The 19,645-nt window shown below is 63.9% G+C and carries 18 protein-coding genes; 17 read left to right on the top strand and 1 reads right to left on the bottom strand.

The window, feature by feature from the left end; translation table 11 throughout:
• Positions 1 to 346: 346 nt before the first annotated feature.
• From ACYVNQ_RS10220 to ACYVNQ_RS10175, 10 genes are all read left to right on the top strand, one after another.
• Positions 347 to 1,195: a ferritin-like domain-containing protein gene (locus ACYVNQ_RS10220; RefSeq protein ID WP_460902361.1), complete on the top strand. Its 849-nt coding sequence runs from the start codon at positions 347 to 349 to the stop codon at positions 1,193 to 1,195.
• A 266-nt stretch (positions 1,196 to 1,461) separates the two neighbouring features.
• On the top strand, positions 1,462 to 2,352 hold the full coding sequence (locus ACYVNQ_RS10215) for an alpha/beta fold hydrolase (protein ID WP_460902360.1): 891 nt from the start codon (positions 1,462 to 1,464) through the stop codon (positions 2,350 to 2,352).
• A gap of 309 nt (positions 2,353 to 2,661) precedes the next feature.
• Entirely contained in the window at positions 2,662 to 3,492 is an 831-nt protein-coding gene (locus ACYVNQ_RS10210) for a 3',5'-nucleoside bisphosphate phosphatase (protein WP_460902359.1), read from the top strand.
• 145 nt (positions 3,493 to 3,637) lie between these two features.
• Positions 3,638 to 4,273: an L-threonylcarbamoyladenylate synthase gene (locus ACYVNQ_RS10205; protein WP_460902358.1), complete on the top strand. Its 636-nt coding sequence runs from the start codon at positions 3,638 to 3,640 to the stop codon at positions 4,271 to 4,273.
• 128 nt (positions 4,274 to 4,401) lie between these two features.
• Positions 4,402 to 5,064: a site-2 protease family protein gene (locus tag ACYVNQ_RS10200; RefSeq protein WP_460902357.1), complete on the top strand. Its 663-nt coding sequence runs from the start codon at positions 4,402 to 4,404 to the stop codon at positions 5,062 to 5,064.
• 7 nt (positions 5,065 to 5,071) lie between these two features.
• Entirely contained in the window at positions 5,072 to 6,274 is a 1,203-nt protein-coding gene (locus tag ACYVNQ_RS10195) for a tryptophan--tRNA ligase (protein ID WP_460902356.1), read from the top strand.
• Between the two features lie 68 nt (positions 6,275 to 6,342).
• On the top strand, positions 6,343 to 7,011 hold the full coding sequence (locus ACYVNQ_RS10190; RefSeq protein WP_460902355.1) for a class I SAM-dependent methyltransferase: 669 nt from the start codon (positions 6,343 to 6,345) through the stop codon (positions 7,009 to 7,011).
• Between the two features lie 43 nt (positions 7,012 to 7,054).
• Positions 7,055 to 7,957: a 4-hydroxy-tetrahydrodipicolinate synthase gene (gene dapA / locus ACYVNQ_RS10185; RefSeq protein ID WP_460902354.1), complete on the top strand. Its 903-nt coding sequence runs from the start codon at positions 7,055 to 7,057 to the stop codon at positions 7,955 to 7,957.
• Positions 7,958 to 8,080: 123 nt separating this feature from the next.
• Positions 8,081 to 9,208 carry an outer membrane protein assembly factor BamC gene (gene bamC, locus ACYVNQ_RS10180; RefSeq protein ID WP_460902353.1) on the top strand — a complete coding sequence of 376 codons (1,128 nt, stop codon included), beginning with the start codon at positions 8,081 to 8,083 and terminating at the stop codon, positions 9,206 to 9,208.
• An 8-nt stretch (positions 9,209 to 9,216) separates the two neighbouring features.
• Positions 9,217 to 9,990, top strand: a complete 774-nt coding sequence (locus tag ACYVNQ_RS10175; RefSeq protein WP_460902352.1) for an MBL fold metallo-hydrolase — start codon at positions 9,217 to 9,219, stop codon at positions 9,988 to 9,990.
• 115 nt (positions 9,991 to 10,105) lie between these two features.
• Here the strand turns inward: ACYVNQ_RS10175 and ACYVNQ_RS10170 are convergent, their stop codons facing one another.
• Positions 10,106 to 10,804 (bottom strand): Bax inhibitor-1/YccA family protein, encoded by a 699-nt coding sequence (locus tag ACYVNQ_RS10170; RefSeq protein ID WP_460902351.1) that lies wholly within the window; start codon positions 10,802 to 10,804, stop codon positions 10,106 to 10,108.
• Between the two features lie 349 nt (positions 10,805 to 11,153).
• Here ACYVNQ_RS10170 and ndk point away from each other — a divergent pair, with 349 nt between their 5' ends.
• The 7 genes from ndk to bamB all read left to right on the top strand — a co-directional run bounded on the left by ndk (position 11,154) and on the right by bamB (position 19,205).
• Positions 11,154 to 11,579 (top strand): nucleoside-diphosphate kinase, encoded by a 426-nt coding sequence (ndk, locus tag ACYVNQ_RS10165; protein ID WP_460902350.1) that lies wholly within the window; start codon positions 11,154 to 11,156, stop codon positions 11,577 to 11,579.
• A 110-nt stretch (positions 11,580 to 11,689) separates the two neighbouring features.
• Positions 11,690 to 12,841 (top strand): dual-specificity RNA methyltransferase RlmN, encoded by a 1,152-nt coding sequence (gene rlmN, locus ACYVNQ_RS10160; protein ID WP_460902349.1) that lies wholly within the window; start codon positions 11,690 to 11,692, stop codon positions 12,839 to 12,841.
• 300 nt (positions 12,842 to 13,141) lie between these two features.
• Positions 13,142 to 14,290 carry a helix-turn-helix domain-containing protein gene (locus tag ACYVNQ_RS10155; RefSeq protein ID WP_460902348.1) on the top strand — a complete coding sequence of 383 codons (1,149 nt, stop codon included), beginning with the start codon at positions 13,142 to 13,144 and terminating at the stop codon, positions 14,288 to 14,290.
• Positions 14,291 to 14,613: 323 nt separating this feature from the next.
• Positions 14,614 to 15,903 (top strand): flavodoxin-dependent (E)-4-hydroxy-3-methylbut-2-enyl-diphosphate synthase, encoded by a 1,290-nt coding sequence (gene ispG, locus ACYVNQ_RS10150; RefSeq protein ID WP_460902347.1) that lies wholly within the window; start codon positions 14,614 to 14,616, stop codon positions 15,901 to 15,903.
• Positions 15,904 to 15,924: 21 nt separating this feature from the next.
• Positions 15,925 to 17,265 (top strand): histidine--tRNA ligase, encoded by a 1,341-nt coding sequence (hisS, locus tag ACYVNQ_RS10145; RefSeq protein WP_460902346.1) that lies wholly within the window; start codon positions 15,925 to 15,927, stop codon positions 17,263 to 17,265.
• Between the two features lie 84 nt (positions 17,266 to 17,349).
• Positions 17,350 to 17,988: a tetratricopeptide repeat protein gene (locus ACYVNQ_RS10140; RefSeq protein ID WP_460902345.1), complete on the top strand. Its 639-nt coding sequence runs from the start codon at positions 17,350 to 17,352 to the stop codon at positions 17,986 to 17,988.
• Positions 17,989 to 18,059: 71 nt separating this feature from the next.
• Entirely contained in the window at positions 18,060 to 19,205 is a 1,146-nt protein-coding gene (bamB, locus tag ACYVNQ_RS10135) for an outer membrane protein assembly factor BamB (RefSeq protein WP_460902688.1), read from the top strand.
• The last annotated feature ends 440 nt before the right edge of the window (positions 19,206 to 19,645 follow it).

Raw genomic sequence — 19,645 nt, 5'->3', positions numbered from 1 at the left:
GTGCGAGTGGCCGGATTGCCGGGCGGCCGGCGGATGACTTTCGTGGGCATTCTGTCGGCTTTCTGCGCCGTGCGTTGGCGGTGTGGGCTGCTTGCGAACTGGCCACAGGGCGTGGATGACGGTCGCACCCGTGCCGCGCGCAGCTGCGGTAATGGCATAGCGATCGCGTCCGGCTACGATGCGATTAGTCGGGCGTAGCGCGTTGCCGCCTTCGGTTTGCCCCTATGGCCCGCGTTGCGCGGCAGTGTCTCGTGGGTCGCTTCGCGGTCTTGTTTCGTGCTGCGTTGCATCCGTTACCGCCGGATAATGCGTACCTTCTGCCTTCACCCGTTTCAGCTTGTCCACCATGCCTTTCGACGATCCCGCCCCGGTTGCTCAACCCTGTGCTCGCAGCGAGGCGCTGACGATCTTGCGCGAATCCGACCCGGTCGCCAAAGCCGCGGCGACGCGCGATCTGCAGGCGCGGGTCGCCTCCGGCGCGGCGTGCTTCGACCCGCAGCGCGAACTCACTGAGCCCACCGGCCTGCCTGGCCGGCCGGAGCGGCCGCCGCTCGTCGAGCCGCGCAAACTCGGGCGGCGCAGCATGCAGTCGGAAGAAGGGCGCGCGGTGCTGCTGCATGCGCTCGCGCACATCGAGTTCAACGCGATCAATCTCGGGCTCGACGCGGTATGGCGCTTTGCCGGTATGCCGGTGGCGTTCTATATCGACTGGCTGAAGGTTGCTGCGGAGGAAGCGCATCATTTTTCGCTGCTGACCGCGCGGCTCGCCGAATTCGGTCACGCGTACGGCGACTTTCCCGCGCACGACGGTCTGTGGGACATGTGCGACCGCACTCGCGACGACGTGCTGGCGCGCATGGCGCTGGTGCCGCGCACGCTGGAGGCGCGCGGCCTCGACGCGTCGCCGCCGATCCGCGCGCGTTTGCAGCAGGCGGGCGACCACGCGTCGGCGGCGATTCTCGACGTGATCCTGCGCGATGAAATCGGCCATGTGCTGATTGGTAACCGCTGGTTCCGTTACCTGTGCGAACAGCGACAGGCCGATCCGCACAGCACTTATCTGCGACTTGCCGACCAGTATCACGCGCCGAAGCTGCGCGGGCCGTTCAACTTCGAGGCGCGCCGCGACGCCGGTTTCGACGAGGCCGAACTGGCCGCGCTTGCCGCGCTGGACGTGCCGCCATCGGTTGCATAGCAGCCAGCGCAATAAGCGGCACGACAAGCGGCACGACAAGCGGCACGACAAGCGGACGACAAGCGGACGACAACCGGACGACAACCGGCACGACAACCGGCACGACAACCGGCACGACAACCGGCACGACAACCGGCGTAAGAGTCCGCCCAGGTGTCGGCACAAGCGCCCGCGCAAGGCTGAGCAATGCTTCGGCCGCCGCGTGCGACAACGCGCGAGCGATACCGATATAATCGAACGATCATTCTTTTTTGAGCAACCCATCGATGACCGAATCCCGTTCCGAATCCGAGTTCGTCACCGTGCGCGGCGTGCGCCTGCACGTGCGCCGCTGGGGCAGCCCCGGCGCGCCTACGCTCTTCATGCTGCACGGCTGGATGGACGTGGCAGCGTCGTTCCAGTTCGTCGTCGATGCACTCGGCGGCGACTGGCAGGTGATCGCGCCCGACGCGCGCGGCTTCGGCCTGTCCGACTGGCCGGCGGCCCAGCAAGGCGGCGGCAGTTACTGGTTTCATGAATATCTGTCGGACCTCGAGGCACTGGTCGACCACTATGTGCCGCAGGGCGCGGTCAATCTGGTCGGCCACAGCATGGGTGCGAACGTGGCATGCCTGTATGCGGGTGCGCGGCCGCAGCGGGTGCGGCGCGTGGTCGATCTCGAGGGCTTCGGCCTCGCGGCTGCGAAGTCGTCGCAGGCGCCGCGGCGCCTCGCGGCCTGGCTCGACGAAATGCGCGAGCCGCGGCAACTGCGCCGCTACGCGTCGCTCGACGACGTCGCAGCGCGTCTGGTGAAAAACAACGCGCGGCTCGACGCGCGACGCGCGCGCTTTCTCGCGCAGCATTGGTCGAAACCGGATGGCGACGGCGGCTATATGCTGCTCGCGGACCCTGCGCACAAGATTCGCGGTCCGCTGCTGTACCGCCTCGACGAGGTGATGGCAGTCTGGTCGCAGGTGAGCGCCAAGGTGCTGCACGTGGAGGCCGCCGGCTCGCCGACGCTCGCGAGTATCGCCGCAGAGGTCCCGCTCGACGAATTCAAGGCGCGCTTTCGCGCTTTTCCCGACTGGCGCGAAAAGATCGTCGACGACGCCGGCCACATGGTGCATCACGACCAGCCGGAGCAGATTGCCGCGTTGATCGAGGGGTTTTGTGCGTGATGCCGCGTGTGACGCGCGCATGACTTTTTGCGCATAAGGATTGGCGCTGGAGTGGCGCGCGGCGTTGTGCCCACGGTTTGCGTGCAGACTATGCCCGTGGTTGTGCTGCTGGTTGTGCTGCTGGTTGTGCGGCTGGGCGTGCCCGCGGTGACGTGCAATTTCTCCCGTTCAGCAGCCACAACACCCGCCGCCGACATCGGCGCCGCTGCCACCGTCGGCTAGCAAATCCTCTGCGTGCGCTTACTGCGTTGCAGTAAAATGGCCAGACAACTTTCAACTAGCGCTATCAACCCAGCGTTTTACCCTGCAATGAACGCCGACCTGCATTGCCATTCCACCGTATCCGACGGGCAGCTCGCGCCCGCGGAGGTCGCGCGCCGCGCGCACGCTCATGGCGTGACGCTGTGGGCGCTCACCGATCACGACGAGATCGGCGGCCAGGCGGAAGCGCGCGACGCGGCGCAGCAACTCGGCATGGACTATCTGTGCGGCGTCGAAATCTCGGTGACATGGGCGTCGCGTACGGTGCACGTGGTCGGCCTGCATGTCGACCCGGCCTGCCAGGCGTTGATCGATGGGCTCGAGCGCACCCGCAACGGCCGCGCCGCGCGCGCCGAAGCGATGGGCGAGCAGCTCGCCACGCTCGGGCTGCCCGATACGTACGAAGGCGCGCTGAAGTACGTGTCGAATCCGGACATGATTTCGCGTACGCACTTTGCGCGCTATCTGGTCGACAGCGGTTGCTGCACGTCGACCCAGGACGCGTTCACGCGTTATCTCGGCGACGGCAAACCAGGCTATATCGCGCATCGTTGGGCGAAGCTGGCGGATGCGGTCAAGTGGATTCAGGCGGCGGGCGGCGAGGCGATCATCGCGCACCCGGGCCGCTACGAATACACACCGCTCGAGTTCGGCGCGTTGTTCGGCGAGTTCATCGATCTGGGCGGCAAGGCGATCGAAGTGATCACCGGCAGCCATACGCCGGACCAATACGCCGAATACGCGGACGTTGCGCGCCGCTTCGGTTTCGAGGCGTCGCGCGGCTCCGACTTTCACGCGGTGGGCGAGGGGCGCGTCGAGTTGGGCAGCCTGCCGCCGCTGCCGTCCGACCTTAAGCCTGTGTGGGAACGCTGGCTGTGAAGCCGCGTTTCGCCGCAGGCCCTGCGGCGGCGGTGGGAATAGCAACAGCGGCAACAGCACCGGCAGTAACAGACGCGCACGCATGGGTACCTGCCGTGCGAAAAGCAACGGCAGCAACGGTATTTCCGTCCCCCGAATCCTCATCATGTCCCAATACTTTCGGATCCATCCGGACAATCCGCAGCCGCGCCTGATCAAGCAGGCCGCGCAGATCGTCTGCGGCGGTGGGCTCGTCGCGCTGCCGACCGATTCGAGCTACGCGCTCGGTTGCCGGCTCGACGACAAGCAGGCGGCCGAGCGGCTGCGGCGCGTGCGCGATCTCGACGACCGCGCGCTGTTGTCGCTGCTGGTGCGCGACCTGTCGGAGTTGTCGAGCTTTGCGATGGTCGACAACCGTCAATACCGGTTGATCAAATCGGTGACGCCAGGCCCGTATGTGTTCGTGCTGCAGGCCACCAAGGAAGTGCCGCGGCGCCTGTCGCATCCGTCGCGCAAGACGATCGGCCTGCGCGTGCCCGACCACGCAATCACGCTGGCACTGCTCGAAGCGCTCGGTCAGCCGCTGCTCGGCACCACGCTGATCATGCCGGGCGAAACGCAGCCGCTGAACGATCCTGAAGAAATCCGCGAGCGGCTGGAGAAGCAGATCGATCTGGTGATCGACGGCGGCGCGTGCATTTGCGAGCCGTCGACGGTCATCGATCTAACCGGCGAAGAGCCGGTGCTGGTGCGGCCCGGCCGCGGCAGTCTGGCGCCGTTCGGCCTCGAACAACCTGCCTGATGAGCGTGCCACGCCGCTGCAGAGACAGCGCAAGCGGCGGTGTGCGCGCGAACGGCAAGGCCGAAATTAATGCGGTAATGATGGAAACAGCGCGGCCGCGCCCGGCGGCATTGTTACAATAACCAGCTATGGATTCTTCCCTGATACAAACCATCGTCGTCTATGCGTTGCCGGTGATTTTCGCGATCACGCTGCATGAAGCCGCCCACGGCTACGTCGCGCGCATGTTGGGCGACAACACCGCTTACGTACTCGGCCGCGTTTCGTTCAATCCGATGCGGCATATCGATCCACTCGGCACGATCGCGATTCCACTTCTGCTTTATTTCGCGACAAGCGGCGCGTTCATGTTCGGCTATGCGAAGCCGGTGCCGGTCGCGTTCGGCAATCTGCGCAATCCACGTTGGGGATCGCTGTGGGTCGCGCTGGCCGGTCCACTATGCAATTTTGTTCAGGCGTTGGTGTGGGGCGTGGTCGGTGTCGCGCTGGCAGCGTTCAACGTCGAAGAACCGTTCTTCACGCGGATGGCCGCGGCTGGCGTCGGTATCAATCTGGTGCTCGGCGTGTTGAACCTGTTTCCGCTGCCGCCGCTCGACGGCGGGCGCGTGCTCGCAGCGTTGTTGCCGCCGCGGCCGTCGATCATGCTGTCGCGTATCGAGCCTTACGGCTTCTTTATCGTGATGGCGCTGGTCATCACGGGGACGCTGACGAAATTCTGGCTGCGGCCGCTCGTCAGTCTCGGCTACGATGCCGTGACCGCCATCCTGACTCCTCTCGTATCGCTTTTCTGATCAGACCATGTATCCAGACCGAATCTTCTCCGGCATGCGGCCCACGGGCTCGCTGCACCTCGGCCACTATCACGGCGTGCTGAAAAACTGGGTGCGGCTGCAGTCCGAGTATCCGTGCTTCTTCTGCGTGGTCGACTGGCACGCGCTGACCACCCACTACGAAACGCCGGAAGTCATCGAGAAGAGCGTCTGGGAAGTGCTGATCGACTGGCTCGCGTCCGGCATCGATCCGGCGCAGGCCACGCTGTTTATCCAGAGCCGTGTGCCGGAGCATGCGGAGCTGTCGCTGCTGCTCGGCATGAGCACGCCGCTCGGTTGGCTTGAGCGCGTGCCGACCTACAAGGAGCAGATGGAGAAGCTGAAGGACAAGGATCTGTCCACTTACGGCTTTCTCGGCTACCCGGTGCTGATGGCGGCCGACATCCTGCTGTATCGCGCGTCGCTGGTGCCGGTCGGCGAAGACCAGGTGCCGCACGTCGAAATGACGCGTGAAATCGCACGCCGCTTCAACTACCTGTACGGCCGCGAGCCGGGCTTCGAAGAGAAGGCGCTGGAAGCCGCCAAGAAGCTTGGTGGCAAGCGCGCGAAGCTGTATCACGAGCTGCGCAACTCGTACCAGCAGGAAGGCAACGACGAAGCCATCGAAAAAGCGCGTGCGATGCTGCAGGAATCGCAAAGCCTGTCGATGAGCGACCGCGAGCGCCTGTTCGGCTATCTCGAAGGTTCGCGCAAGCTGATCCTGGTCGAGCCGCAGGTCATGCTGACCAAGGCGTCGCGCATGCCGGGTCTGGACGGCCAGAAGATGTCGAAGTCGTACGGCAATACGATCGGCCTGCGCGAGGATGCCGAGACCATCACGAAAAAAGTGCGCACCATGCCGACCGACCCGGCCCGCGTGCGCCGCACCGATCCGGGCGATCCGGACAAGTGCCCGGTGTGGCAGCTGCATCAGGTCTACACCGACGAAGCCACGCACGAGTGGGTGCAAAAGGGTTGCCGCACGGCCGGCATCGGTTGTCTCGAGTGCAAACAGCCGGTGATCGAGGGCATTTTGCGCGAGCAGCAGCCGATGCTCGAGCGTGCGCAGAAGTACATGGACGATCCGTCGCTGCTGCGTGCGATCGTCGCGGATGGCTGCGACAAGGCACGCCGCTTCGCGACCGAAACGATGCGCGACGTGCGTGAGGCGATGGGCCTCTCGTACAGCTGACAAGCGATGCGCGCGTGGCGTTCGGGTTCGGGTTCTGGTTCTGGTTCGGGTTTGATTGAGGCAGCGGCATGACGACCTCGGGAGCGCCGCAATCTGCGGATGGCGCACACTTTTCTCACGGCCTCGGTGAGGCGTCGCGCTGGGTGCGGCGCTGGTCGCATCTGGTGGCGGCGGGCGGGGCAGTGCTGGACGTCGCGTCGGGAGCAGGGCGGCACGCACGCTGGTTCGCGGCGCTCGGGCATCCGGTGACGGCAGTCGATCGCGATGCCGCTGCGCTCGACGTGCTCGCCACGTTGCGCGACGCGGCGCCCGACACGCCGGATGCTTCTGTCACGCCCATTGCGCCCATCGAAACGCTGGTTGCCGATCTCGAAAATGCCGCGTGGCCGCTTCCCGCGGGCACCACGTTCGCGGCGATCGTCGTCACGAACTATCTGCACCGCCCGCTCTTTCCCCAATTGCTGAACGCGTTGGCGCCCGGCGGCGTATTGATCTACGAAACCTTCGCGCAGGGCAACGAAACCGTCGGCAAACCGTCGAATCCGGCGTTCTTGCTGGCGTCTGGCGAACTGCTCGATGTCGTACGCGGGCAACTGCGGGTGGTCGCATTTCAGGACGGTTTTTTCGCCGATCCGCGCCCAGCCTTCGTGCAACGCATCTGTGCCGTGCGTGAACCGGAAAAATCTGCTTCCGGGTCCGGCATATGGGTTCCCCCGCGTTACGATTTGGCCGGGTAATCCGCTACAATTGCTGTTTATTGAATAAATTCATCGAGTTTCAATGACCAACGTGAACGACAGTATCCGGTTCCGCGGCAGCATGCCTGCCATCGTCACCCCGATGCACGAGGACGGCAGTCTCGATCTGCCGGCGTTCCGAAAACTGATCGACTGGCATATCGAGGAAGGCACGACCGGCCTCGTGGTCGTCGGCACCAGCGGCGAATCGGCCACCCTGTCGGTGGACGAGCACGTGCTGATGGTCAAAACCGCAGTCGAGCAGGCCGCTGGCCGCATTCCGGTGATCGCCGGCGCCGGCGGCAATTCGACCGCCGAAGCAATCGAACTGACGAAGCACGCGAAGGAAGTCGGCGCCGATGCGACGCTGCAGGTCGTGCCGTACTACAACAAGCCGACCCAGGAAGGCATGTATCGGCATTTCGCGAAAATCGCGGAAACCGTCGAGCTGCCCGTGATCCTTTACAATGTGCCCGGCCGTACGATGGCCGATATGTCCAACGAAACGATCCTGCGCCTTGCGAACGTGCCGGGCATCGTGGGCGTGAAGGAAGCGACCGGCAGCATCGACCGCGCCGCGCATCTGATCAAGGCCGCGCCCGCGCATTTCGGGATCTACAGCGGCGATGATCCGACCGCCATCGCGCTGATGCTGCTCGGCGGCCACGGCAATATTTCGGTTACCGCCAACGTTGCGCCGCGCGCGATGGCGCAGTTGTGCAAGGCAGCGCTTGCTGCCGACGCGAAAACCGCGCGTGAGATTCACCTGAAGCTGTTGTCGCTGCACAAGAACCTGTTTATCGAATCGAATCCGATTCCGGCCAAATGGGCACTGCAGCAGTTGGGCCGCATGGAAGGCGGCATCCGTTTGCCTCTTACGCCGCTCGACGCGCGCTATCACGACGTGGTGCGCGCGGCGTTGCACGAAGCAGGGTTGCTGGGTTAAGCGCGCGCCGCAGCGTTGCCGCGCGGGCATGAACCCGAACCCGGCATTTTGTTTAACACGACGATAAAGCTTATGTTCGGGGCCCGAACCAAGGCAGCGCGTTCTAGCATCATGAAGGACCACATGAAACGATCCGCTCTCTCCTCCCACGCAATGCGCCTCGTGGCGATGACGCTTGCGGTGTCGGCGCTTGCCGGCTGCGAATCGCTGAACGACATGCTCTCCACGGACCGGGTCAACTACAAGGACACGCCAAGCGCGCCGACGCTCGCCGTGCCGAGCGATCTGACGTCCGCGAAGATCGATCAGCGCTATGAGGCGCCGGCGGTGGGTACTGCACTTGGCGGCGCACCGCAGCGGGCGCAAACGGCGGCCGGCAATCTGACCGAAGGTGTGCCGAGCGCACAGGATCCGTTCGGCATGCACGTCGAACGCGACGGCGACCGGCGCTGGCTGGTGGTCGACGGCCGCACGCCGGATCAACTGTGGCCGCAGTTGCAGGAGTTCTGGACCGAAAACGGCTTCTCGCTGAAGACCAACGCGACCGCCACCGGCATCATGACGACCGACTGGGCCGAGAACCGCGCGAACATCCCGGATGACTGGTTCCGCCGCACGATCGGCCGCGTGATCGATTTCGCGTACTCGTCGGGCACGCGCGATAGTTTCCGCACGCTGGTGTCGCGCGATGCGAGCGGCCAGACCGATATTTCGATTACGCACAGCTCGATGGAAGAAGTGCTGACGGGCTTCGACAAGACTTCGTCGCGCTGGGTCGAGCGGCCGCGCGATCCGGCACTGGAAGCGGAGTTTCTGGCCAAGCTGATGCAGAAGTTCGGCCTGACCGACGCGCAGTCGAAGCAACTGCTGACCGAAGCGCGTCCTGCGGCGGCGTCTGCACAGGTGGCCTCGGGTTCGAACACGCTCGATCTGCAGGAATCGTTCGACCGTGCATGGCTGCGTGTCGGCCTCGCGCTTGATCGCACCAACTTCACGGTTGACAATCGCGACCGCGAAAAGGGCATCTACTACGTGCGCTACGCCGATTCGCTGCAGGAAGTGAAGCGCGAGGGCCTGCTCGGCAAGCTGTTCACCAGCACGCCGAAGAAGGACAGCCACGAATACCTGGTGAATGTGCGTTCGAAGGGCGATGCGATGACCCAGGTCGCCGTGGTCGATGCGAATGGCCAGGTGGATATGTCGTCGGACGCGAAGAACATCGTGACGCTGCTTCACGCGCAGCTGAACTAAGGCGGGCCGTGCGGTTCGCCAGTCTGGGCAGCGGCAGCGAAGGCAACGCGCTGGTCGTCGAAGCACACAGCGGCGCGACCACCACGCGCGTTCTACTCGATTGCGGATTTTCCGCGAAGGAAGTCGAGCGGCGTCTGGCGCGGCTCGGCGTAAGCGTCGAGTCATTCGACGCAATCATCATTACCCACGAACATAGCGACCACATTGGTAGCGCGCTGACGCTGGCGCGCAAGTGGTCGATTCCTTTGCACATGAGTTGGGGCACCGCCCGCGCGGTCGGTGCGGACGAGGCGGACGTCGATTTGCACGTGCTGTGGGGCGACGAGGCCGTTGCGATCGGCAACCTCAGTGTGCTGCCTTACACCGTACCGCACGACGCGCGCGAACCGCTGCAGTATGTGTTTTCGGACGGCGCGGTGCGGCTCGGCGTATTGACCGACGTCGGCACGTCGACGCCTCATATCAGCGCGGTGTTGAGTGGCTGCGACGCGCTCGTGCTCGAATGCAACCACGATGTACAGATGTTGGCTGCGAGCCGCTATCCGCCGTCGCTAAAGGCGCGGATTGGTGGCAATCACGGGCATCTGAACAATGCGGCCGCCGCGGACATCCTTGCTTCGTTGGACCGCTCGCGCTTGCGTCATCTGGTCGCGGCGCATCTGAGCCAGCAGAACAATCTGCCGGAGCTGGCGCAGGCCGCGATGGCGGCGGTGCTGGGAGCGGCAGCAACCGACGTCGTGGTGGCCTCGCAGGACGAAGGCTTCGACTGGCTGACCGTCTGAGCGGACGTGTGGGTTGCAGGCCGCAAAAAACGCCCGTGACGAGCGATCGTCACGGGCGTTTTAGCATTTCAGGCCGCTACGGCGCGCTCTGCCGAGCGCGCCGCAAGCTTCTGGATCAGTTCCGGTTACCGCCGAAAATGCCCAGCAGCGCCAGCAGATTCACGAACACGTTGTACAGGTCCAGGTAAATCGCGAGCGTGGCGGTAATGTAATTCGTCTCGCCGCCGTTCACCACGCGCTGCACGTCGAACAGCATGTACGCCGAGAAGATCACGATGGCGAGCACCGAAACCGTCAGCATCAACGCGGGCAGGTGCAGGAACATGTTGGCGACCATGGCCAGCAGCAACACGATCACGCCGACGAACAGCCACTTGCCGAGGCCCGAGAAATCGCGCTTGCTGACTGTGGCGATCGTTGCCATCGCGGCGAAGATCACACCGGTGCCACCGAACGCGATCATGATCAGCGATGGACCGTTCGAAAAGCCAAGGATGAAGCTGAGCAGCCTTGACAGCATCAGGCCCATGAAGAACGTGAAGCCCAGCAGCACGAACACGCCGGCGGCGCTGTCTTTGGTGCGCTGGATCGCGAACATGAAGCCGAAGGCGATGGCGAAGAACGCCAGCATGCTCATGGCGGGGCTGGTGGCGGCGAACAGCGAGAAGCCGGTTGCGACGCCCACCCACGCGCCCAGCACCGTTGGCACCATCGACAGCGCAAGCAGCCAGTAGGTGTTGCGCAATACGCGGTTGCGGGCTTCGACCGAGGTGACGGCACCGCCGCGGCCAAAGTTATAGGGATATTCGTTCATGGTTTCTCCTTGCGTCAGACGCAGTGTTGCGCAGTGGTATGCCAAACCTTGTTGTGCGGCGCCGGCTTGCGGGTTTGCTGCCAGTCGCTCGACCCACCAACCCTAAGATTAACGCGGCGCGCCGGAGTTTCAATGCGCCGGAGATCGACCTGTAGGGTTTTGTTGCAACCTTTTATTACCACTTCTTTCGTGTCGGGCAGATCGCACTTGCCCCGAGGTTGACCATCAGTCGACTTCGAAGGGTTGGAGTCTTTCATTTATGTAAGGGTTCAATCGCAATCATACACCGGAACATGCTACAATTGCGGATTCATTTGAATTAGTAACTTCTTAATTTTTTGGAGTTTTTATGGCGATCGAACGCACTCTGTCGATTATCAAGCCGGACGCAGTGGCCAAGAACGTGATTGGTCAGATCTACACCCGCTTCGAAAACGCGGGCCTCAAGATCGTAGCATCGCGTATGGTTCATCTGTCGCGTGCGGATGCCGAGAAGTTCTACGCCGTGCACAGCGCACGTCCGTTCTTCAAGGATCTGGTCGACTTCATGATCTCCGGCCCGGTGATGGTGCAAGCGCTGGAAGGCGAGAACGCGATCCTGAAGAACCGCGAACTGATGGGCGCGACGGATCCGAAGAAGGCCGAAAAGGGCACGATCCGGGCCGATTTCGCAGACAGCATCGACGCGAACGCAGTGCACGGTTCGGACGCAGCCGAAACGGCGCGTGGCGAAATCGCCTTTTTCTTCCCGGAAGTCAACGTTTACTCGCGCTAAGCCACTCGCGGCGTGGTGACGAATTAGCAGCAGGAGCGGGCGCGAACGGCAGGGCGTTCAGGCAGCTTGTTGCATGAACGCGTGTCTCGCACTGAATGGCAGGAATCGATATGACGAGCAGTCCAACCGTCAACCTTCTCGATCTCGACGCAGAAGGCCTTGTCGCATATTGCGGCAGCCTTGGCGAAAAGCCGTTTCGCGCCAAGCAATTGCAGCGCTGGATTCACCAGTACAACGCGGCCGACTTCGACGGGATGACCGATCTCGCGAAGTCGCTGCGCGAAAAGCTGAAAAGTCGCGCGTCGATCACGATGCCCGGCATTGTCAGCGACCATATTTCAGCCGACGGCACCCGCAAATGGCTGGTCGACGTCGGTAACGGCAACGCCGTTGAAAGCGTGTTCATTCCCGAAGAGAACCGCGGCACGCTGTGCGTGTCGTCGCAGGCGGGATGCGCTGTGAATTGCCGGTTCTGCTCGACCGGCAAGCAAGGTTTTTCACGTAATCTGAGCACCGGCGAGATCATTGGCCAGTTGCGCATGGCCGAGTTCGCGCTGCGCGCGTCGCTCGGCGTGTCCGGCGGCCGTGCGACGGGCGGCGACGGCAAAGGCGAGCGGGTCATCACGAATGTCGTGATGATGGGCATGGGTGAGCCGCTGTTGAACTACGACGCAGTGGTGCCCGCGATGCGCCTGATGCTCGATGACAACGCGTACGGTCTGTCGCGCCGGCGCGTCACGTTGTCCACTTCGGGCGTCGTGCCGATGATGGACCGGCTCGGCGCGGATTTGCCGGTGGCGCTGGCTGTTTCGCTGCACGCGCCAAGCGACGACCTGCGCGACATGCTGGTGCCGCTCAACAAGAAGTACCCGCTGCGTGAGCTGATGGCGGCTTGCCAGCGGTATCTGCAAGTCGCACCGCGCGACTTTATTACTTTCGAATATTGCATGCTCGACGGTGTCAACGACAGCGAGGCGCAGGCGCGCGAACTGCTTGCGCTGACACGCGACGTGCCATGCAAATTCAATCTGATCCCGTTCAATCCGTTCCCGGAATCTGGGCTTTTCCGCTCGAAGCAGGAACAGATCAAGCGGTTTGCGCAGGTGTTGATGGATGCGGGAGTCGTCACGACCGTGCGCAAGACGCGCGGCGACGATATCGATGCGGCCTGCGGTCAGCTGGCCGGCGCGGTCAAGGATCGCACGCGCCTTGCTGAGCGCGCGGGAAAGGCGGCAAAGGTGATCGAAGTCCGTGCCGTGTGAAACCGTTGCAGGCGGCGTGCGACGGGCTCGACTGCTGGCGTGTGCAGCCGCGGCGATTTGGGCACCGTGCAGGCAGTCGCAACGAAGTTTTGCAATGGCGGGGCTGCACGCGGTAAACGAAGTCGAACAGGCGGCGCTAGTAGAGCAACATCAGTGGCGGCATAGGCAACGGCGAGCAACAGCGTCCGCAATTGCCCCGGGAGCCGCACATTTTGTTATAAACGGTTTGCGATACGGGGATCGGAGTATGCTTCGCCGGACCGCACGAACTAAAAAAGAATCGACGCGAAAGGATTTGGGATGAGTGAGCCGCAGCACCCGCAACCGCACGATACCGAAAGACATACCGGGCGCCCGGCGCCGGTAGCCGCTCCGGCTGCGTTGCAGCCGGCCGTGCAGGTGGGGAACGAGTCGCTTGCGTCGGTCGGGGCGCGTCTTGCCCAGTTGCGCGGAGCCAAGGGCTGGTCGATCGAAGACGTATCGGCGCGGCTCAAGGTGCCGGTTGCGAAGTTGCGCGCGCTCGAGGCGGGCGATCTGAGTCAATTGCCGGATACCACCTTTGCGCTCGGCGTCGTGCGCAGCTACGCGAAGATGCTGGGCGCGGATCCCACCCCCTATACCGATGCGCTGCGCCGCGAGCGTCGCGTGCCTGCGCCGGATCTGAAGATGCCGGCGTCGGCGGGGACCGATTTGCCGCGCGGCCGCGTGTCGCTGTCGCTCGGCAATAGCGCGCCGCGGCGGCGGTCATGGCTGTGGGGCGTGGCGGCGGTGATCGTCGCGTTGATCGCGTTGGCGATGTGGCATACGAACGGCGGCGATTCCAGCGCGTGGCTTGCGCGCCTGAAAGCGACGACGAACGGTGCGAGCGTTTCGAATAGCGCGGCAGGCGGTGTGAGCGGTGCATCGGCGTCGGTTACGCAGGGTCAGACATCTGCGCAAACGGACGGCGCGCAAGGTGCTGCGAGCGGTTCAGGCGAAGGCCAACCCGCCCAGGCAGCCGATGCCGGATCGCAGCAGCAGACGCAGCAGATGCCAGCACCGCTGCCGATGGCAGGCGCGTCGGCGCCGGCCACAGCGGCCGTACCTAACGCAGCCGCCGTGAACGCAACGAACACCGCTAATCCTGCTACGGCCGCCGCAGCCAGCGCACCTACGGCGAACACGGTCGCAGCAGCCGCATCGACACCAGCCGCGCCGGCCGGTTCATCGACGCTCGCGCTGAAGGTCACGCAGGACAGCTGGTTGAGCGTGCGACAGAAGGACGGCAAGGAAGTATTCTCCGGCCTCGTTCATGCGGGCGACAGCAAGGAAATCAGTGGCGATGCGCCGCTCAAGGTGACGATCGGCAATCGGGCGGGTCTCGAATCGATCACTTTTGATGGTCAGCCGGTCGATCCGTCAAAATATGCGGCAGCGAAGGGGAATGTGGCACGTTTCGCGTTGCCGTAAGGTCGAATGCGCGAGCGGCTCCGACGGGGCCGGGCGCGTATGAGCGCGAAGTAGTGAATCGCGAACAGCAGCGGGCGAAGCAACACTGAACATCGTTTGATCAGCAATGGTTTGATCAGCAGCCGCCCGCTTCGGCCCGCGAGCGCAAACAGTGCACATCTCAAACGTAACAAGCGCGAGCCGGCACGCGGCGTCAGGTACGACGTCGTCGCCAGGCTCAAAATCGGTTTCAATCTGGTTGGTTTCAACAATAGCGGGCGCCTGAAAGGGCCGCCCCTCAAGAGCAGGCTTCAAAGACGGGTTTATCGATGCACTCCGATCCCATGCAATCCAACACCAGTCAAATCAGTTCGTCCGAACCTGTTTTCGGCGGCCAGGCGCCACGTCGCGTATCGCACGCAGTCGATATTCGCTGGGCCGGCAATATCGTGACAGTCGGCGGCGACGCGCCGGTGCGCGTGCAGTCGATGACCAACACCGACACCGCCGACGCAATCGGCACCGCGATCCAGATCAAGGAACTCGCGCAAGCGGGCTCCGAACTCGTGCGCATCACGGTCAACACGCCGGAGGCCGCCGCGGCCGTGCCGGCGGTTCGCGATCAGCTCGACCGGATGGGCGTATCGGTGCCGCTGGTCGGCGACTTCCATTACAACGGCCATCTGCTGCTGCGCGACCATCCGGCCTGTGCAGAAGCGCTGTCGAAGTACCGGATCAACCCGGGCAACGTCGGCCACGGCGCGAAGCGCGACACGCAATTCGCGCAGATGATCGAAGCGGCGATCCAGTACGACAAGCCGGTGCGCATCGGCGTGAACTGGGGCAGCCTCGACCAGGACCTGCTCGCAAAGATGATGGACGAGAACGCTACGCGCACCCAACCATGGGAAGCGCAAAGCGTGATGTACGAAGCGCTGATCCAGTCGGCGATCGGCTCGGCCGAGCGCGCGGTGGAGCTCGGCCTTTCGCGCAACAAGATCATCCTGTCGTGCAAGGTGAGCGGCGTGCAGGACCTGATCGCCGTGTATCGCGAGCTCGCGCGCCGTTGCGAATTCGCGCTGCACCTCGGCTTGACCGAGGCGGGCATGGGTTCGAAGGGCATCGTCGCGTCGACGGCTGCGCTGTCGGTGCTGCTGCAACAAGGCATCGGCGACACGATCCGCATCTCGCTGACCCCGGAACCAGGCGCCTCGCGTACCGGCGAAGTGATCGTCGGTCAGGAAATCCTGCAGACCATGGGTCTGCGCTCGTTCACGCCGATGGTGATCGCGTGCCCGGGTTGCGGCCGTACCACCAGCACGCTGTTCCAGGAGCTGGCATCGCAGATCCAGACCTATCTGCGCACGCAGATGCCGGTGTGGCGCGATCAATATCCTGGCGTCGAGAAGATGCACGTCGCGGTGATGGGCTGCATCGTCAACGGGCCGGGCGAATCGAAGCAGGCGAACATCGGCATCAGCTTGCCGGGCTCGGGTGAGAACCCGGCCGCGCCGGTCTTTATCGATGGTGAAAAGGTGAAGACGCTGCGCGGCGAGCGCATTGCCGAGGAATTCCAGCAAATCGTCAGCGACTACGTCGAGCGCCGTTACGGCCGCACCGCCGCGCTGAGTTAAATTTTTGTCGATCGAATCCAGATGACTGAACAGAAGAAAAAGCTCGAAAAACTCTCCGGTGTAAAGGGGATGAACGACCTGCTGCCGCAGGACGCCGGCCTGTGGGAGTTTTTCGAAGCAACCGTGAAATCGATGCTGCGTTCGTACGGATACCAGAATATCCGCACGCCGATCGTCGAACACACGCAGCTGTTTACGCGCGGTATCGGCGAAGTGACCGATATCGTCGAGAAAGAGATGTACAGCTTCACCGATGCGCTGAATGGCGAAAACCTGACGCTGCGTCCGGAAAACACCGCAGCGGTGGTGCGCTCGGCGATCGAACATAACCTGCTGTACGACGGACCGAAGCGCCTGTGGTACATCGGCCCGATGTTCCGCCACGAGCGTCCGCAGCGCGGGCGCTATCGCCAGTTCCATCAGGTCGGCGTCGAGGCGCTCGGCTTCGCGGGTCCGGATACGGACGCGGAAATCATCCTGATGTGCCAGCGCCTGTGGGACGATCTCGGCCTGACCGGCATCAAGCTCGAAATCAACTCGCTCGGTCTGGCGCACGAACGCGCCGCGCACCGCGTCGAACTGATTGCGTATCTCGAGCAGCATCAGGACGCGCTCGACGAAGAAGCCAAACGCCGCCTGTACACGAACCCGCTGCGCGTGCTCGACACGAAGAACCCGGCGCTGCAGGACATCGCCCGCAACGCGCCGAAGCTGATCGATTTCCTCGGCGACGAATCGCGCACGCACTTCGAGGGTCTGCAACGCATCCTGAAGGCGAACAACATTCCGTTCACGATCAATCCGCGGCTGGTGCGCGGTCTCGATTACTACAACCTGACTGTATTCGAGTGGATCACCGACAAGCTGGGCGCGCAGGGCACCGTCGCGGCCGGCGGCCGCTACGATCCGCTGATCGAGCAACTCGGTGGCAAGCCGACCGCGGCATGCGGTTGGGCGATGGGCGTCGAGCGCATCATCGAATTGCTGAAGGAAGAAAAGCTGGTGCCGGAAGACGAAGGCTGTGACGTCTACGTCGCGCACCAGGGCGAAGCGGCGCGCGACCAGGCGTTCATCATCGCGGAGCGGCTGCGCGACACCGGCCTCGACGTGGTCTTGCATTGCAGCCCGGACGGCCAGCCGGCCAGCTTCAAGTCGCAGATGAAGCGCGCCGACGCGAGCGGCGCGGCGTTCGCGGTGATTCTCGGTGAGGACGAAGTGGCGAACGGCACGGTCGGCGTGAAGCCGCTGCGCAATACGGGTGCCGCGGGTGCCAAGAGCGAGCAGCAGAACGTACCGGCCGAAGACTTGACCGAATTTCTAATCAATGCGATGGTTGCGTCCTCCGAAGACGGGGATGACTGATCGCGGTGGCGCCGAAGTTTGCAGATGTCGCTTTGAGCACGGTCAACAATCTAAAAGGCATGGACAGGAAGGAATCGCTTCGCGATGAGTTACCACGACGAGCAGGAATCGATTGAAAGCGTAAAGGCCTGGTGGGCGCGGTGGGGCAACGCGTCCACGTGGATCCTGCTGGTGGCGGTGATTGCCGCGGCGGGCTGGAACGGCTGGAACTGGTGGCAGCGGCATCAGGCGGCGGAAGCCGCCGCGCTGTATGGCCGGGTGCAGGAAGTGACGGGCGCGGGCGACAAGGTCGACAAGGTGACCCTCGCGCGCATCGCGGCCGACATGGAAGACAAATACAGCGGCACCGCCTACGCGCAAATGACCGCGCTCGCGGCGGCAAAGTCGCTGTACCAGGCGGGCGACACGGCAGGCGCCAAAACGCAGCTGCAGTGGGCCGCCGATCACGCGAAAGACGACGAATTCCGGCAGATCGCAAAGCTGCGCCTTGCGTCGCTGCTGCTCGACGAGAAGGCTTACGACGCAGCCCTCGCGCTGGTGCAGCAACCTGAATCCGACGCGTTCAAGGGCGTAGTGGCCGACAGCCGCGGCGATCTGCTCGCCGCCCAGGGCAAGCGCGATGACGCGCGCACAGCCTACAAGCTCGCGCTCGACGCCTTGCCGAAGAACGATATTTCGACGCGCCAGCTGATCCAGTTCAAGCTCGACGCGTTGGGCGGCTAAGCTGCGTCGCTACGCAACGTTCACCGCCTTCAACCTGTAAAGACTCTAGTTAAAACATGCTTCGTTCACCGATGAATCTGCTCAAACGCTGCGCTGTGCCCGTGGCCTGTGCGCTGGCCGTGCTGACGATGGCGGCATGCTCGTCGTCGAAAGACGAGCGCCGCATTCCCACGCCGCTCACCGAGTTCAAGCCCGCGCTCGACGTGCAGCAGACGTGGAAGGCAAGCGTCGGCAAGGCGGGTCGCTACCTGTTTTCGCCGGTGGCGGTCGGTGACGCGGTGTACGCGGCGGGCACCAACGGCTCGGTCGCGAAGATCGACGCGAAGACCGGCAACGACATCTGGCGTGTCAAGCTGAAGAGCGACCTGTCGGCCGGTGTCGGCACCGACGGTAATCTGACCGCGGTCGGTGCGCTGAAGGGCCAGGTCTACGTGCTCGGGCCGGACGGCAAGCAACTGTGGACCGCGACCGCGCCGGGCGAAATCCTGTCGCCGCCGCTGGTCGGCAATGGGCTGGTGGTGGTGCGCACGATCGACGGCCAGATCGCCGCGTTCAACGCACAAACCGGCGAGCAGCGCTGGATCTACCGCAACCGTGCGGTGCCGCTGAATCTGCGGGTGTCCGCCGGGATGATCTTCGCGGGTGACGCGGCCGTGCTGGCGGGCTTTCCCGGCGGCCAGTTCGCCGCAATCAACGTGCAGAACGGCGATGCCTACTGGACCACGCCGGTGTCGTACCCGAAGGGCGTGACCGAAGTCGAGCGTATCAACGACGTCACCGGCCCGCCGACGCTGATAGGTGCGCAGACCTGTGCGGTGACCTTCCAGGGCCAGCTCGGCTGTTTTGATGCGAACTCGGGGCGCGCGGTGTGGGAGCACAACTTCTCGAGCACGAGCGGGCTCGCGCAGGATGAGCAAGTGGTGGTGGCCGGCGACGACTGGTCGGTCGTCAGCGAATTCGACGGCGTGACCGGCAAGCAGGTGTGGCGTAACGACCAGCTGAAGAGCCGCGACGTCAGCGTGCCGATGCTGATCGGTCATGCGGCGGTGGTCGGCGATTACCAGGGCTTCGTGCACTTCCTGTCGCGTGACGATGGCCGCTTTGTCGCACGGATGAAAACCGATGGCAGCCCGATCACCGCTGCGCCGGTGCTGGCGGGCGACACGCTGGTTGTGCAGACGCACGACGGCGATCTGTATGGGTTCCGTCCGCGTTAAGCGGACAGTAAGTAACACCGCGCAATACCGGCCGCGAAAAGCGTGTCTGCTGTCTGCAGGTGATGGCAGTACGTCGCACCAACGCGGCACGCGTGGCTGACTAATGCCGATGCCTGGCGTGTGGTCTCCAGCGCCTTGCACCGCGGTACCCATTGAAGTGGGCAAGCAACCAACGCTTAAACGCGCTGCTCACTACGATGCACGCACATGGCAGCGTCGGATGTGCCGAACGCCGGTTTGATGCGCGATCCCATGAAACGGATCGCGCGGTCGCGTCCGGCGCGGTGAGTGCGTAAGTTGCGAGCGGGGCCAGCATCGGCGTGCGGTTGCAAGCCGATGCCGGGCGCCGCGGACACGCAGCGCCGTGCGACACCGCACGACGCGACGCGGCACGGCTCTGGCCCAGCCCACACCGAACCCTGGCCGAACCTCGGCCGAAG

It is taken from the genome of Paraburkholderia jirisanensis (assembly GCF_054782355.1).
The sequence above is the reverse complement of the archived record's forward strand: the minus strand, read 5'-3'. Positions and strand labels throughout refer to the sequence as shown.

What these genes read in the sequence shown, in the direction of transcription:
- ACYVNQ_RS10220 (WP_460902361.1), top strand. Translation starts at nt 347, where the DNA reads ATGCCTTTCGACGATCCCGCCCCGGTTGCTCAACCCTGTGCTCGCAGC.
- ACYVNQ_RS10215 (WP_460902360.1), top strand. Translation starts at nt 1,462, where the DNA reads ATGACCGAATCCCGTTCCGAATCCGAGTTCGTCACCGTGCGCGGCGTG.
- ACYVNQ_RS10210 (WP_460902359.1), top strand. Translation starts at nt 2,662, where the DNA reads ATGAACGCCGACCTGCATTGCCATTCCACCGTATCCGACGGGCAGCTC.
- ACYVNQ_RS10205 (WP_460902358.1), top strand. Translation starts at nt 3,638, where the DNA reads ATGTCCCAATACTTTCGGATCCATCCGGACAATCCGCAGCCGCGCCTG.
- ACYVNQ_RS10200 (WP_460902357.1), top strand. Translation starts at nt 4,402, where the DNA reads ATGGATTCTTCCCTGATACAAACCATCGTCGTCTATGCGTTGCCGGTG.
- ACYVNQ_RS10195 (WP_460902356.1), top strand. Translation starts at nt 5,072, where the DNA reads ATGTATCCAGACCGAATCTTCTCCGGCATGCGGCCCACGGGCTCGCTG.
- ACYVNQ_RS10190 (WP_460902355.1), top strand. Translation starts at nt 6,343, where the DNA reads ATGACGACCTCGGGAGCGCCGCAATCTGCGGATGGCGCACACTTTTCT.
- dapA (WP_460902354.1), top strand. Translation starts at nt 7,055, where the DNA reads ATGACCAACGTGAACGACAGTATCCGGTTCCGCGGCAGCATGCCTGCC.
- bamC (WP_460902353.1), top strand. Translation starts at nt 8,081, where the DNA reads ATGAAACGATCCGCTCTCTCCTCCCACGCAATGCGCCTCGTGGCGATG.
- ACYVNQ_RS10170 (WP_460902351.1), bottom strand. Translation starts at nt 10,804, where the DNA reads ATGAACGAATATCCCTATAACTTTGGCCGCGGCGGTGCCGTCACCTCG.
- ndk (WP_460902350.1), top strand. Translation starts at nt 11,154, where the DNA reads ATGGCGATCGAACGCACTCTGTCGATTATCAAGCCGGACGCAGTGGCC.
- rlmN (WP_460902349.1), top strand. Translation starts at nt 11,690, where the DNA reads ATGACGAGCAGTCCAACCGTCAACCTTCTCGATCTCGACGCAGAAGGC.
- ACYVNQ_RS10155 (WP_460902348.1), top strand. Translation starts at nt 13,142, where the DNA reads ATGAGTGAGCCGCAGCACCCGCAACCGCACGATACCGAAAGACATACC.
- ispG (WP_460902347.1), top strand. Translation starts at nt 14,614, where the DNA reads ATGCAATCCAACACCAGTCAAATCAGTTCGTCCGAACCTGTTTTCGGC.
- hisS (WP_460902346.1), top strand. Translation starts at nt 15,925, where the DNA reads ATGACTGAACAGAAGAAAAAGCTCGAAAAACTCTCCGGTGTAAAGGGG.
- ACYVNQ_RS10140 (WP_460902345.1), top strand. Translation starts at nt 17,350, where the DNA reads ATGAGTTACCACGACGAGCAGGAATCGATTGAAAGCGTAAAGGCCTGG.
- bamB (WP_460902688.1), top strand. Translation starts at nt 18,060, where the DNA reads ATGAATCTGCTCAAACGCTGCGCTGTGCCCGTGGCCTGTGCGCTGGCC.